We start from the raw sequence: 13,579 nt of genomic DNA, 5'->3' as shown, positions 1-13,579 counted from the left end.
TCACGCTTCATCATTCCGCCTTATGTTGATGCTTATTCAAGATTTCCCCTTTCTCGATGAGGATGCCTGATGGCTTCGACCAATCGCCTGCCTTTCAGCCGTTCGTTTGCCTTGCTGGCCAGCATGGCATTGATTGCCGGCCCCGTTGTGGGCGCTACCGAACAGGCTTATGCGCAGACGCAGAATAGCGGTGCGACGGCGGGTGTCCAGGCGCCGGTCACCAACAATCAGATGCCTCCGGCCGCATTGCCGACGGCTACGATGAACCCAGGCGCGATAAACACGGCAGTGAATGCCGGGCCGGCTTCGGTTGCCGATCTTGCTTCGGGGTTGCTGGATGCTGTCGTCAATATTTCCACATCGCAGAAGGTGAAGGACGAGGGCGATGGGCCCGCGACGCCGAAGGTGCCGGATAACTCGCCCTACCACGATTACTTCAACGATTTCTTCAACAACAAGAAAGACGACAATAGCAATCGCAAGGTGAGTTCGCTCGGCTCCGGCTTTGTCATCGATCCCTCCGGCTACATCGTCACCAACAATCACGTCATCGAAGGCGCCGACGATATCGAGGCGATCTTCCCGAACGGCACCAAGCTGAAGGCGAAGCTGATCGGCACCGATACGAAGACCGATCTTTCGGTGCTCAAGGTCGAGCCGAAGCATCCGCTGACGGCGGTCAAGTTCGGCGATTCCTCCAAAATGCGGATCGGCGATTGGGTGATGGCGATCGGCAATCCCTTTGGCCTCGGTGGGTCCGTGACCATCGGCATCGTCTCTGCCCGCGGCCGCAACATCAATGCCGGCCCCTATGACAACTTCATCCAGACGGATGCGGCGATCAACAAGGGCAATTCCGGCGGCCCGCTCTTCAACATGAAGGGCGAAGTGATCGGCATCAACACCGCGATCATCTCCCCCAGCGGCGGCTCGATCGGCATCGGCTTTGCCGTGCCGTCCGAACTGGCGGAAGGTGTCGTCAATCAGCTTAGGGATTTCGGCGAGACGCGCCGGGGCTGGCTTGGCGTGCGCATCCAACCGGTAACGGATGATGTTGCCAACAGCCTCGGTCTGGCCGGTGCCAAGGGCGCGCTCGTGGCTGGCGTCATCAAGGGCGGCCCGGTCGACAACGGCTCTATCAAAGCCGGCGATATCATCCTGAAATTCGACGGCAAGGATGTGGACGAGATGCGCGATCTGCCGCGCGTCGTCGCCGAAAGCCCCGTCGGCAAGGAAGTCGATGTCGTCATTTTCCGCGATGGCAAGGAGCAGACGGTCAAGGTGACCCTTGGCCGACTGGAGGACAGCGATCAAGCCGCAGCCGCCGGCACCGATAAGAACAAGAAGCCGCAGCTTGCGCCTGGCGATAATGGCAACAACGGCGGTGTCATTAATCCCGACGAGGGCGATGAGGGTAGCGATGACGGCATGGATGGACAGGGCCAGGGCGGCGATCCGCGGCAATCGCCGCAGGCTCAGCCACCGGCCCAGGCGGCCTCGAACATACTCGGCATGAAGCTCGCGACGCTAACCGCCGAGAACCGCAAGAGCTTCGGCATCGCCGATAGCGTCGATGGCGTCGTCATCACTGAAGTGGCGCCCGGCTCGGCAGCCGCGGACAAGGGCCTGAAACCCGGCGACGTCGTCGTGGAAGTGGCGCAGGAATTCGTCCAGACGCCGAGTGCCGCCTCGGAGAAGGTGGCCTCGCTGAAGCGCGAAGGCCGCCGCAATGCGCAGATGATGATTGCGTCTCCGAACGGTGACCTGCGCTTCATCGCCGTCGCGCTGGAGTAGGAGTTCAGCGCTCCGTTTGTTTCGCCTGCTGCGTCCGCCATTCGGCGGCGCCGAGGCGGTAGAGGACATGGCGCTTCAGATGGGGATGGGTGTCGGGGACGTTTGGGTGATCGAAATCCCCGCCTTCGACGCGATGCATGCCGATCCGCTCCATGACGGCGGTCGACCTGACATTGTTGTGCACGGCAAAGGAAACGACCTGGTCCAGGCCGAGCGTTTCGAAGCCATGGGTAAGGAGCGCCCGTGCTGCCTCACTGACGAATCCCTTACCCCAATGTCGGGCCACAAGCCGCCAGCCGATCTCGATCGTGCCCGCCGGCACGAAGGGTTCCAGATGATCCGTCCGCATCAGTCCGCAATAACCGATCGCCTCGCCATTTTCCTTGAGTTCCAGCACGTAAAGACCAAGCCCGGTTTCTGAAATCATCGCGTGAACGCGATCGAAGAAAGCGTCCGCTTCGGCACGATTGCGGCGGAAGGGAAAGAACTCCATGACGGCCTCATCGGAGTTGATCTCGTAGGCCAGATCGCGATCCGTCTCGCGCCAGTTGCGGATAATAAGGCGGTCGGTTTCGGTGATGAACATCTGAAGCCCCGATCGCGGCGATAGCGCCGTTCTATGGTTTGATGAAATCCGTCTTGCGATAGCCCTGGATGTAGAGAAGGGCGGTGAGATCGCCGTGATCGATGCGCATTCTGGCCTGCGCTGAAACCGTCGGCTTGGCGTGCAGCGCAACGCCGGAGCCGGCAAGCTGCAGCATGCCGAGGTCGTTGGCGCCGTCGCCGACGGCGAGGGCATCGTCGGTCGAAATGCCGAGCTTCCCGGCGATATCGTTCAGTGCATCCACCTTGGCCTGCTTGCCGAGGATCGGTTCTTCGACGAGGCCGGTCAGGATGCCGTTTTCTTCCAGCAGGACATTGGCGCGGTTTTCGTCGAAGCCGAGGGTCGCGCCGATCCGGCTGGTGAAGACGGTGAAGCCGCCGGAAACGAGGGCGGCGTAGTAGCCCTTCGCCTTCATCGTGGCGATGAGTTCTGGACCGCCAGGCGTCAGCGTGATGCGTTTTGCAATGACATCGTCGACGACTGAGATCGGCAATCCCTTCAGCAGAGCCACGCGTTCGCGCAGGGCCGGCTCGAAGGCGATCTCGCCGTTCATGGCGCGGGCCGTGATGTCGGCGACCTTCTCCTTGAGGCCGACTTCGGCGGCGAGTTCGTCGATGCATTCCTGGCCGATCATCGTGGAGTCCATATCGGCAATCAGCAGCTTCTTGCGGCGGGCGGCGGCTTCCTGGATGACGAGATCAATCGGCTTGCTGCCGATCACGGCGAGGATCTTCGCCTCGGCGGCCTGCGGGTCCGTATCGTCGCGAAGCGCGATATCGCAGGCAATGCCGTCGGCCAGCCAGTAAAGCCCGGATGCCTTGACGGCGTCGGCCGCCTGTTCCGCGATGGCCGGAACGAGAACGGGGTTTGACGGATTGGCAATAAGCGTGGCAACGAAGGCCATGAGCAGAAACCTTATGAGCAATATCGACGCGATCCTGATAACCGGGCCGACCGCCAGCGGCAAGTCCGCGCTGGCGGTAGAATTGGCCCGTTCGCACGGCGGCGTCGTCATCAATGCCGACAGCATGCAGGTCTACGACACCCTGCGCATCCTTACAGCGCGGCCCTCCGAGGCCGATATGGACGGCATTCCGCATCATCTTTATGGCCATGTCCCGGCGGGCCGGGCCTATTCCACCGGCGTCTGGTTGCGCGAGGCCAGCCAATTGGTCGAGCAGCTGCGCGGCGAGGGGCGAATGCCTGTCTTCGTCGGTGGCACGGGACTTTATTTCAAGGCGCTGACCGGCGGACTTTCCGACATGCCCGAAATTCCGCCTGAGGTTCGCAGCCGGCTTCGTGGTCGACTGCTGGCGGAAGGGGCGGAGGCGCTGCACCGCGAGCTTGCAGAACGCGACGGCGCCGTTGCGGAGACGCTGAACTCGCAGGATGGACAGCGTATCGTCCGCGCCCTGGAGGTGATGGAGGCGACAGGCCGGTCGATTGCAGCTTTTCAGGGCAGGTCCGGGCCAATGGTCATCGATCCCGATCGTGCCCGCAAGATCGTTGTCCTGCCCGAGCGTGCCGTGCTGCACCAGCGCATCGACAACCGCTTCGAGAACATGCTGGCAATGGGCGCGGAGGAGGAGGTGCGGGCTTTGCTGGCATTGGACCTGCCGCCGGAGACGCCGGTCATGAAGGCGATCGGCGTGTCGCAGATCGCCGCGATGCTGAAGGGCGAGATGACGCGGGAAGAGGTCATCGAAACCGGAGCAGCGGCGACGCGGCAATATGCCAAGCGGCAGATGACCTGGTTTCGCAATCAGATGGATGAGAGCTGGGAGCGCCTGAGCTTGCAGCCTCAATCCTTGTCGTAAAGACTGCTCAGCGGTTTTTTCAGGATACTGTCCCGCAGCGAAAGGCCGGGTTCCCGCCTGAGCGACGGTAGGGGTTCTCTTGCAGACGTCGGGCGCGCGGCCGTGTCGCCGCTTCGGAATTCGCGGCGCAGGTCCGCAAGCCTGCTGTCGATCGATGTCTGCGCCGGCGCTGCAGTCTGCTGGGCGGCCGTGCCGGGCAGCATGTCGGGACGATAGGGTTCGATCGGCGGCGCATCGGCTTCCGCTGTACGTGGTGTTGTCTGCACGAAAGGCAGATCGTCGAAATCATTCCCGATCTCGGTTGCCATGTCCGTTGCGGCGCCGTAGTTCTGTTGTAAGGCGCTGATATCGGGACCCGTAATCGAGCGCATGCGGCTGATGATCGTGCGCAGATCGACCGTATCCGGAGAATCCTCGCTGGTCTTCGCTGTGCTGCCGCTTGCTTTCGGCAGCAGATGGTCTTCCACGCGGGAAAAGCGCATGCGCATCGGCACGGCAATGGCCTCACCGAAGGCGATAGCTTCGCCGTTGCCTATGGAGGACAGGAAACTGGTCGTCGAGATCGAGGAGTTCGGGATAGCCGAACGGATGATTTCCTGGTCGCGATCATTGGCAAGGCGCATGGCGAAGAGCGTCGAGCACTGCGAGAGGATCGTCTGATCGAGCTCACCTGGGCGCTGGGTGATGATGCCGAGCGATACGCCGTATTTGCGCCCTTCCTTGGCGATGCGGGCGATGGCCTGGCGCGTCGGGAAGAAGCCCAGCGTCGGATCGGCGGGAATGTAGCGGTGTGCTTCCTCGCAGACGACGAGCATATGGATCGCGCCGTCGCTCCAGAGCGCCAGCTCGAACGCCATGCGGCAGAGGACCGAGGCCACGGAATTGATGACTTCCGAAGGGATCCCGGCCAGCTGGAACGTGCAGATCGGCTTACCGTCGCCAGGAATGCGGAAGATCTTGGCGATCGTCTCCATGATCGTATCGGTGATCGTATTGTTGGAGAACATGAAGTGATAGCGCGGATCGTTGATCGCCGAGATGATGCGCATTTTCAGGGAGCGCAGATGCGGCTTTTCCTGGCGGCCCTCCAGCCGGCCGATGCGCTCGTCGATCAGCGCCAGCAGATCGGCCATGCGGTAGGGAACCGGTGTATCCGCCGTCACGGAGGACTTTTCCGTTTGGCGGCGCATCAGGTTTGAATCACTGCCGCGGAAGGCGCGCCTTGCTTCCGGAATGAGGTCGCGCAACGCATCGAGCTCTTCGGGTACCGCTGGACGGCCGCGAAAGACGACTTCGCTGAATTCTTCCAGCCGCATCAGCCAGAAGGGCAGATCGAGCGTATCGGTGTCGATGACGACGGCGTGCCGGGGAAAGGCGGAGGCAAATTCATTGTGCGGGTCGAGGATCAGCACGCGCAGTTTCGGATCGGCGCTGATCGCCTTGTGCAGCAGCAGCGAGACGGCGGTGGATTTGCCGACGCCCGTGGAGCCGACGACGGCGAAATGCTTCGACAGCATCGAGGGGATATGAATGGCGGCGTCGATGCTTTCATCCTGCGTCAGCTTGCCGATGACGCAGCTGCTATCCTTGCCGGCATCGAAGATGCGTATGAGATCGGCGGCACGGATGCGATGCGCAATCGCGCCGAGATAGGGGTAGGCTGTAATGCCGCTCGAAAATTCCTCGCGGCCATCAGGCCCGACATGGACCTCGCCCAGAAGTTCGACTTCGATGCGGAAGAGATTGTCCTGTTCTTCGCCCCAGCCGACGCTTTGGGTGTTCATCGAATAGACGAGGGCGGCCACGCGGTTCGACCCGACGCTGATGGAAATCAGCCTGCCGACCGACCAGAGTTCGGTGAGGTCGGTCCCGCCGGCCTCGGCGACGGCGGCGATCGTTGCTCTTGAGCCGTTGCACGCGACGACACGACCGAGGAAGCGATTTCCCGGTTTCAATTTGTCGCGGCGATCAGAATCTCCAGCCTTGCCGGACGTCTGCAGATCATTGTTCAGCAAACAGCTACCCCAACTATTCGACGCCGGAGCATAGAGACGGCGGCTTAACAAAATCCTGTCGGTCGCCCATGCTTTTAAAGGGTTTCTGCTTATAGGCTTTCGGTGGGGCCGCGATTTTTTATTGCTTGACGCGTTGACGCTTCGAAATTTTCTGTCTATCACTTCGCCCCATGAAAAACTCGATCGTTCTTATCGTGGTGGGAAAGCGCATGGGCAGGATGGTGTAACCATCCGGCGATAGCCACCCATGCGCTAGATGACAGGCTCCCCAAGGGGCCTTTTTTTATGCCCGAAATCGAGATTTCATCTTTCCAAACCTCCAGCAGACAGCGGAACAAACGTATGACCGGCACAGATAATCAGGCGAGCGGCAATCGAATGACAGGCGCGGAGATCGTGTTGCGGGCGCTCAAGGACAACGGCGTCGAACACATCTTCGGTTATCCGGGCGGCGCGGTGCTTCCGATCTACGACGAGATTTTCCAGCAGGACGACATCCAGCACATTCTCGTTCGCCACGAGCAGGGCGCCGGCCACGCGGCCGAAGGTTATGCCCGCTCCACCGGCAAGGTCGGCGTCATGCTGGTCACCTCCGGTCCCGGCGCGACGAATGCCGTCACGCCGCTGCAGGACGCCTTGATGGACTCGATCCCGCTGGTCTGCCTGACTGGCCAGGTTCCGACTTCGCTGATCGGCTCGGACGCTTTCCAGGAATGCGATACGGTCGGCATCACGCGGCCCTGCACCAAGCACAACTGGCTGGTCAAGGACGTCAACCAGCTCGCCGCCGTCATTCATGAAGCCTTCCGCATCGCGCAATCAGGCCGTCCCGGTCCTGTTGTTGTTGACATTCCGAAGGATGTTCAGTTTGCCACCGGCACCTATACGCCGCCGGAAGCGCATGATGCACAGAAGAGCTATCAGCCGAAGGTTCAGGGCGATCTCAACAAGATCACCCAGGCGATCGAGTTGATGAAGAATGCGCGCCAGCCGGTCATCTATTCCGGTGGCGGCGTCGTCAACTCCGGTCCGGAAGCCTCGAAGCTGCTGCGCGAACTGGTCGAGCTGACCGGCTTCCCGATCACGTCGACGCTGATGGGCCTCGGCGCCTATCCGGCATCGGGCAAGAGTTGGCTCGGCATGCTGGGCATGCACGGCTCCTACGAGGCCAATATGGGGATGCATGATTGCGACGTCATGGTCTGTATAGGCGCGCGCTTCGACGACCGTATTACCGGCCGTCTGAATGCTTTCTCGCCGAATTCGAAGAAGATCCACATCGACATCGATCCGTCGTCGATCAACAAGAACGTTCATGTCGATATCGGCATCCTCGGTGATGTCGGCAATGTTCTGGAAGACATGGTTCGCCTGTGGCGGGCGCTGCCGCAGAAGCCGGCCGCGGATCGTCTTGGCGACTGGTGGGGCAACATCGCCCGCTGGCGTGCGCGTAATTCCTTCGCCTACAAGCCGAACGACGACGTCATCATGCCGCAATATGCGATCCAGCGCCTCTATGAGCTGACCAAGCATCGCGATACCTACATCACGACCGAAGTCGGCCAGCACCAGATGTGGGCGGCGCAGTTCTACGGTTTCGAACAGCCGAACCGCTGGATGACCTCGGGCGGCCTCGGCACCATGGGCTACGGCCTGCCGGCGGCGCTCGGCGTGCAGATCGCCCATCCGGAAAGCCTGGTCATCGACATTGCCGGCGACGCCTCGATCCAGATGTGCATTCAGGAAATGTCGGCGGCCATCCAGCACAATGCGCCGATCAAGATCTTCATCCTGAACAACCAGTACATGGGCATGGTGCGCCAGTGGCAGCAGCTGCTGCACGGCAATCGCCTTTCCAATTCCTACACGGAAGCGATGCCCGATTTCGTCAAGCTCGCGGAAGCCTATGGCGCCGTCGGCCTGCGCTGCGAAAAGCCGGGCGAACTCGACGCCATGATCCAGGAGATGATCGACGTCAACAAGCCGGTCATTTTCGATTGCCGTGTCGCCAATCTCGCCAACTGCTTCCCGATGATCCCCTCGGGCAAGGCGCACAACGAAATGCTGCTACCGGACGAAGCGACCGACGAGGCTGTCGCCAACGCCATCGACGCCAAGGGTCGCCAGCTCGTCTGATCGATAAGCCGGGGCGCGGCAGAAGCCGTGTCCCAGCAGCCGATCTCGCCGGCATGCCGAACAAGAACCGAGGAAACGGAACAAGGATAATGAACGCACACCTTCAACCCACGGGCTCCGCCTACTTCATTTCGCCGGAAACGGCTGCAGTCGAGAGCCATACGCTTTCGGTGCTTGTCGATAACGAGCCGGGCGTTCTTGCCCGCGTCATCGGTCTTTTCTCCGGCCGAGGCTACAACATCGAAAGCCTCACGGTTTCGGAGACCGAGCATCAGGCGCATCTGTCGCGGATCACTGTGGTAACGCGCGGCACGCCGCAGGTGCTGGAGCAGATCAAGGCACAGCTTGAGCGCATCGTTCCGGTTCACCGCGTCGTCGATCTCACGGTGCGCGCCCGCGAACTCGGCCAGGAGCGGCCGATCGAGCGCGAAGTGGCGCTGTTGAAGGTGACCGGAAGCGGGGAGATGCGTGCCGAAACGTTGCGGCTCGCCGATGCCTTCCATGCCAAGGTGGTGGATGCGACCGTCGAGCATTTCATTCTCGAGATCACCGGCAAGTCCTCGAAGATCGATCAGTTCATCGCCATCATCAAGCCGCTCGGCCTCATCGAAGTCTGCCGCACCGGCATTGCCGCGATGAACCGCGGCTCGCAGGGGATGTAAGAGCCCGCATCGTTGACCGGTCAGCGGGCGTCGCTTAGCCTTGCGACGTCCGGCCCGGATCAGCGGGCTCTTTGCAGCGGGGAAATAAGGTGGCAGTTCTTGCCGGCGAGACTTTGCCAGATATCGGCGAAAAGCCTTGGCATCCGCCGGCGGATATGCGTCTCGGTGCCGCGCTTTTCGTCCGTGGCGACTTCCCTTGGCTCGGACATTATTTTGGCTCACGGAAGCTCGCATCGCTCCTTTCTCCAGGCATAGGCGGCATCGTTTCCTGGGGCGGCCGCGCACCGGCCAAAATGGCGGATAGGATTGCACGGTTCCGTCGATTGCCGCATTGGCATCTGGAGGATGGTTTCCTGCGCTCCGTGGGGCTCGGCAAGACCGGCGCCATTCCGCTTTCCATCGTCATCGACGATCTTGGCCTGCCCGTCGATGCAAACAGGCCGTCGCGGCTCGAGCGACTGATAGAGGAAGCCGGGCAGGTCGAAGATCTCGGCCGCGCCATCCGCGAGCAGATCGTTCTCAATAAGCTTTCGAAATACAATCATCTTCCGCATCGGACGCCGCGCATCGAGCGAACGGCAAAGCGGCGCATTCTGCTTGTCGATCAGGTCGTGGGTGACGTTTCCGTCGGTAGGGCACTCGGTTCAAATGCATCGTTCGAGAAGATGCTCGCCGATGGGCTGGCGAGCGATGCACAATGCCTCATTCGTACCCACCCGGATGTGATGGCCGGGCTCCGTAAGGGATATCTTACGGGCTCGGTGCCCAAAGGCGATGTGGTGATGATGGACGATGCCGTGTCGGTGGCATCTATTCTCGATGTGGTCGACGAAGTCTGGACGGTCTCGAGCCAGTTCGGCTTCGATGCGCTGCTGCGCGGCATTCCGGTTCGCTGTTATGCCGCGCCCTTCTATGCGGGCTGGGGCGTGACCGAAGATCGTTTCGGTGTCTATACCAAAGCCGCGCTTGCCGGGCGTCGGACGAAGCGGCGGACTATCGACCAGATCGCCGCCGCCGCCTTTTCGCTTTATCCGACCTATCGCGATCCCGCCGATTGGCGAGAGATCGATGTATTTCGAGCGATCGAGCTGATCATCTCGCAGCAGAAGGCGGCGGTCTAAGCTTACAGCATGTCCAGCGCCTTCTTTCGCGATGGCGGCGGGAAAGCGGCGTCGAGGACGGCCCAATCCTCGTCTGTCATGTCGACATCTATCGAGTCGCGGTTTTCCTCGATGCGCTGTGGGTTCGAGGATTTCGGGATCGATATCACGCCGTCGCGCTCCAGCAGAAAGGCAAGCGCGATCTGGGCGGACGTGGCCTGATAGGTCTTGGCGATGCGGATCAGTTCGGGATGATGGAGCAGGCGGCCTTGCTCGATCGGCGAATAGGCCATGATCGGAATGCCGCGCTCCTGGCACCAGGGCAGCAAGTCATATTCGATCCCGCGCCGGGCGAGATTGTAGAGCACCTGATTGGCGGCGACATTGCCGCCGTTCGGCACGGAAAGCAATTCATCCATATCATCAACGTCGAAATTCGAGACGCCCCAGGCCTCGATCTTGCCGGCGGCTTTCAAGCCTTCGAAGGCTTCCACCGTCTCTTCGAGCGGATAGTTGCCGCGCCAATGCAGCAGATAGAGATCGATGCGGTCAGTGTTCAGGCGCTTCAGGCTGCGTTCGCAGGCTTCGACCGCGCCTTTGCGGCTGGCATTGGCGGGATAGACCTTGCTGACCAGGAAGACTTCGTCGCGACGCCCTTCGATCGCCTTGCCGACGATCTCCTCCGAGCCGCCATCTGCATACATTTCCGCCGTGTCGACCAGTGTCATGCCGAGGTCGAGGCCGGTCTTGAGGCTGGCGATCTCGTCCCGGGCGGTCGCGGCATTCTCTCCCATGTTCCATGTCCCCTGGCCGAGTGCGGGAACAGCGATGCCGGAGGGGAGGGTGACGGTGGGAATGGGCTCACGCATGGTCTGTCCTCGCTGCAGAAAGCCGAAGGATAGATCCATCCTGGCGGATTTCAATCGATGTCCTCCATGTCACCGTGACAAAGGCCCTATGGCTTTCAGACCATGAGCGAATTAATGTCGCGCGGATATGCGTCGCCGCATCTGGCGCGCATGAGAGGAATTTTGGATGCCGCCCTTTGTCGGGCACGGTGTCCTTGGAGGCATCATGGCGCTGGATACATTTCTGGCTCTTCTACTTTTTGCGTTCACGACATCGATCACCCCAGGGCCGAACAACATGATGCTGTTTGCCTCGGGCGTGAATTTCGGTTTCCGGCGCACCATCCCACATATGCTCGGCATCGGCGTCGGATTTCTCTCGCTGCTGCTCGGCGTCGGCCTGGGATTGGGCGCGTTGTTGCATACGGTGCCGGCGCTCTACACAGCGCTGAAATTCGCGGGCGGCGCCTATCTCGTCTGGATCGCCTGGAAGATCGGCACCTCGCGCAGCCTTACGGAGAGCGAAGGTTCCGCGCAGCCGATGAGCTTCACGAGCGCCGCCGCGTTCCAATGGGTCAATCCCAAGGCCTGGGTGATGGCCGTCACCGCCATGGCGACCTACACCAACGAACAGCTCTATCTCTTCACTGTTCTTCTCGTCGGGCTGGCATTTGCCGCCGTGAACGTGCCGAGCGTATCGACCTGGGCCGGCTTCGGCTCGGTACTGCGCGACTGGCTGTCCGATCCCGTTCGGCTCAAATGGTTCAACATAAGCATGGCCGTCCTGCTGGTGCTCAGTCTCTGGCCGATGCTAAAGTAATCGGCAAGAAACAGGAGACGGTTATGTCCCACGGACACTCGCATGATGACGAAGACCATCACCAGCATCACCACGACAACCACTATTCGGACATGCAGGCGCGCGTGAAGGCGCTCGAAACGTTGCTGACGGAAAAGGGCCTGATCGACCCGGCGGCAATCGACCGTATCGTTGAGACCTACGAGACGAAGGTCGGGCCGCGCAACGGGGCGCAGGTGGTGGCGAAAGCCTGGAGCGATCCCGCCTTTGCCGACTGGCTGCGACGAGATGCGACGGCGGCGATCGCCAGCCTCGGTTTTAGCGGCCGTCAGGGCGAGCATATGTGCGCGGTGTTCAATACGCCGGAAACGCATAATCTGATCGTCTGCACGCTGTGCTCCTGCTACCCGTGGGCCGTGCTCGGGCTGCCACCGGTCTGGTACAAAGCGCCGGCCTACCGGTCGCGTGCGGTAATCGATCCGCGCGGCGTGCTGGCCGAATTCGGCCTGACGCTGCCGCAGGAGACGAAGATCCGTGTCTGGGATTCGACGGCGGAACTTCGCTATCTGGTGATACCGCAGCGGCCCGTGGGTTCCGAAGGCATGGACGAGGCGGCGCTGGCGGATCTCGTCAGTCGCGATGCCATGATCGGAACAGCAGTCGCCAAAGCGCCGGAGGCGGTACGATGAACGGTCCGCACGATCTCGGTGGCCAGATGGGATTCGGCCCGGTCGCCCCGGAACCGAACGAGCCCTATTTCCATGCCGAATGGGAAAAACGCGCGCTTGGCATCACGCTCTCCTGCGGCGCCTTCGGTGCCTGGAATATCGATGAGAGCCGGCACGCGCGCGAGAACATTCCGCCGGCGAGCTATCTCGGCGCCAGCTATTACGAGATCTGGACTCGCGCCATCGACACGCTGCTGGAGCGGCATGGCTTCGCAACGGCGGAGGAGTTGCGCACCGGCCGTTCGCTCGAACAGGGTAGGGCGCCGAAGCGGGTTCTGAAGGCGGATATGGTCGATGGCGTCTTAGCCAAGGGCGGCCCTTGCGATCGGCCGGTCGATGCCGCCCCGCTCTTTGCCGTCGGCGATCACATACGCACCAAGAACTTCAATCCCACCGGCCATACCAGATTGCCGCGCTACGCCCGCGCCAAGACAGGTGTCGTCGAAGCGGTGCAGGGCTCCTTCGTCTTCCCCGACGACAATGCTCACGGCCGGGGCGAAAATCCGAAATGGGTCTACACGGTGGTCTTCGATGGTGCAGAGATCTGGGGCGAGGGGGCCGATCCCTCGTTGACGGTCTCGATCGATGCCTGGGAGAGCTATCTTGAGCGCGTGTGAGGTTGCCTCGCCGCTGTCGCAGTCGCCCGGACTGCCGAAGTCAGCCGATGGCGAGCCGGTGTTTCCGGCGCCGTGGGCGGCCGATGCCTTTGCGATGACGGTGCATCTGCATGAGAAGGGCTTGTTTGCCTGGAGCGAATGGGCCGAACGGCTGTCGGCGGAAGTGCGCAAACCGGGCCGTGCGCCCGACGGCAGCGACTATTTCGATTGCTGGGTGGCAGCGCTTTCGGGCCTGCTGGTGGCGAAGGGCGTTGCCGATGCCGATGCGATTTTGGTTTTGCAACAAAGCTGGCAACGTGCGGCGGAGGCTACGCCGCATGGAAAGCCGATCGTGCTGGAAAACGACCCGCAGCGCTAAAGGGACAGGCTCCCCTGGGGCCATCCTCGCCCTTCGAGGCTCCGCCCCCTTCGACAAGCTCAGGGCCTTCGCACCTCAGGGTGAGGATGGAGCGAGAGCCG

General features: G+C 61.6%; 13 protein-coding genes. 9 read left to right on the top strand and 4 right to left on the bottom strand.

Translation table 11 applies throughout. The features are described 5' to 3' along the window. Positions 1–69: 69 nt before the first annotated feature. Positions 70–1,794 carry a DegQ family serine endoprotease gene (locus tag CCGE531_RS11910; protein WP_120664347.1) on the top strand — a complete coding sequence of 575 codons (1,725 nt, stop codon included), beginning with the start codon at positions 70–72 and terminating at the stop codon, positions 1,792–1,794. A gap of 4 nt (positions 1,795–1,798) precedes the next feature. Here CCGE531_RS11910 and CCGE531_RS11905 read toward each other — a convergent pair whose 3' ends face one another. Both CCGE531_RS11905 and serB read right to left on the bottom strand, forming a co-directional pair. Continuing rightward, a complete protein-coding gene (locus CCGE531_RS11905) occupies positions 1,799–2,380 on the bottom strand; it encodes a GNAT family N-acetyltransferase (RefSeq protein WP_120664346.1) in 582 nt (193 codons plus the stop codon). A gap of 31 nt (positions 2,381–2,411) precedes the next feature. After that, positions 2,412–3,302 (bottom strand): phosphoserine phosphatase SerB, encoded by an 891-nt coding sequence (gene serB, locus CCGE531_RS11900; protein ID WP_120664345.1) that lies wholly within the window; start codon positions 3,300–3,302, stop codon positions 2,412–2,414. Between serB and miaA the strand changes: the two genes are divergently transcribed. Beyond that, positions 3,301–4,215, top strand: a complete 915-nt coding sequence (miaA, locus tag CCGE531_RS11895; protein ID WP_120664344.1) for a tRNA (adenosine(37)-N6)-dimethylallyltransferase MiaA — start codon at positions 3,301–3,303, stop codon at positions 4,213–4,215. The two genes, serB and miaA, sit on opposite strands and share 2 nt — an antisense overlap. Here the strand turns inward: miaA and CCGE531_RS11890 are convergent. Beyond that, the gene (locus CCGE531_RS11890) at positions 4,200–6,230 is read right to left on the bottom strand and encodes an ATP-binding protein (protein ID WP_120664343.1); all 2,031 of its coding nucleotides are present in this window, start codon (positions 6,228–6,230) and stop codon (positions 4,200–4,202) included. The genes miaA and CCGE531_RS11890 overlap by 16 nt on opposite strands. Positions 6,231–6,572: 342 nt before the next feature. Between CCGE531_RS11890 and CCGE531_RS11885 the strand changes: the two genes are divergently transcribed. The 3 genes from CCGE531_RS11885 to CCGE531_RS11875 all read left to right on the top strand — a co-directional run bounded on the left by CCGE531_RS11885 (position 6,573) and on the right by CCGE531_RS11875 (position 10,149). After that, on the top strand, positions 6,573–8,366 hold the full coding sequence (locus CCGE531_RS11885) for an acetolactate synthase 3 large subunit (RefSeq protein WP_120664342.1): 1,794 nt from the start codon (positions 6,573–6,575) through the stop codon (positions 8,364–8,366). Positions 8,367–8,455: 89 nt separating this feature from the next. Then, positions 8,456–9,028: an acetolactate synthase small subunit gene (gene ilvN, locus CCGE531_RS11880; protein ID WP_120664341.1), complete on the top strand. Its 573-nt coding sequence runs from the start codon at positions 8,456–8,458 to the stop codon at positions 9,026–9,028. 89 nt (positions 9,029–9,117) lie between these two features. Further along, positions 9,118–10,149, top strand: coding sequence for a capsular biosynthesis protein (locus tag CCGE531_RS11875; RefSeq protein ID WP_120664340.1), 1,032 nt, complete (start codon positions 9,118–9,120; stop codon positions 10,147–10,149). Between the two features lie 2 nt (positions 10,150–10,151). Here the strand turns inward: CCGE531_RS11875 and CCGE531_RS11870 are convergent, their stop codons facing one another. After that, entirely contained in the window at positions 10,152–10,997 is an 846-nt protein-coding gene (locus CCGE531_RS11870) for an aldo/keto reductase (RefSeq protein ID WP_120666754.1), read from the bottom strand. Between the two features lie 205 nt (positions 10,998–11,202). On the opposite strand from CCGE531_RS11870, the gene CCGE531_RS11865 reads away from it, so the two are divergent. The 4 genes from CCGE531_RS11865 to CCGE531_RS11850 are packed head-to-tail and all read left to right on the top strand — an operon-like array spanning position 11,203 to position 13,478. Then, complete coding sequence (locus tag CCGE531_RS11865; protein WP_120666752.1) at positions 11,203–11,796, top strand: LysE family translocator; 594 nt, start codon at positions 11,203–11,205, stop codon at positions 11,794–11,796. 23 nt (positions 11,797–11,819) lie between these two features. Beyond that, positions 11,820–12,464, top strand: coding sequence for a nitrile hydratase subunit alpha (gene nthA / locus CCGE531_RS11860; protein WP_120664339.1), 645 nt, complete (start codon positions 11,820–11,822; stop codon positions 12,462–12,464). Further along, positions 12,461–13,120, top strand: coding sequence for a nitrile hydratase subunit beta (nthB, locus tag CCGE531_RS11855; protein ID WP_120664338.1), 660 nt, complete (start codon positions 12,461–12,463; stop codon positions 13,118–13,120). Before nthA ends, nthB begins: the two co-directional genes overlap by 4 nt. Continuing rightward, on the top strand, positions 13,107–13,478 hold the full coding sequence (locus CCGE531_RS11850; protein ID WP_120664337.1) for a nitrile hydratase accessory protein: 372 nt from the start codon (positions 13,107–13,109) through the stop codon (positions 13,476–13,478). The genes nthB and CCGE531_RS11850 overlap by 14 nt, the downstream gene beginning before the upstream one ends. The last annotated feature ends 101 nt before the right edge of the window (positions 13,479–13,579 follow it).

The organism is Rhizobium sp. CCGE531, assembly GCF_003627795.1.
GTDB lineage: Bacteria > Pseudomonadota > Alphaproteobacteria > Rhizobiales > Rhizobiaceae > Rhizobium.
Note: the sequence above shows the minus strand (reverse complement) of the source record. Positions and strands in the feature narration are given on the sequence as shown.

Coding starts and splice junctions, on each gene's coding strand:
- CCGE531_RS11910 (WP_120664347.1), top strand. CDS start 70: ATGGCTTCGACCAATCGCCTGCCTTTCAGCCGTTCGTTTGCCTTGCTG.
- CCGE531_RS11905 (WP_120664346.1), bottom strand. CDS start 2,380: ATGTTCATCACCGAAACCGACCGCCTTATTATCCGCAACTGGCGCGAG.
- miaA (WP_120664344.1), top strand. CDS start 3,301: ATGAGCAGAAACCTTATGAGCAATATCGACGCGATCCTGATAACCGGG.
- serB (WP_120664345.1), bottom strand. CDS start 3,302: ATGGCCTTCGTTGCCACGCTTATTGCCAATCCGTCAAACCCCGTTCTC.
- CCGE531_RS11885 (WP_120664342.1), top strand. CDS start 6,573: ATGACCGGCACAGATAATCAGGCGAGCGGCAATCGAATGACAGGCGCG.
- ilvN (WP_120664341.1), top strand. CDS start 8,456: ATGAACGCACACCTTCAACCCACGGGCTCCGCCTACTTCATTTCGCCG.
- CCGE531_RS11870 (WP_120666754.1), bottom strand. CDS start 10,997: ATGCGTGAGCCCATTCCCACCGTCACCCTCCCCTCCGGCATCGCTGTT.
- CCGE531_RS11865 (WP_120666752.1), top strand. CDS start 11,203: ATGGCGCTGGATACATTTCTGGCTCTTCTACTTTTTGCGTTCACGACA.
- nthA (WP_120664339.1), top strand. CDS start 11,820: ATGTCCCACGGACACTCGCATGATGACGAAGACCATCACCAGCATCAC.
- nthB (WP_120664338.1), top strand. CDS start 12,461: ATGAACGGTCCGCACGATCTCGGTGGCCAGATGGGATTCGGCCCGGTC.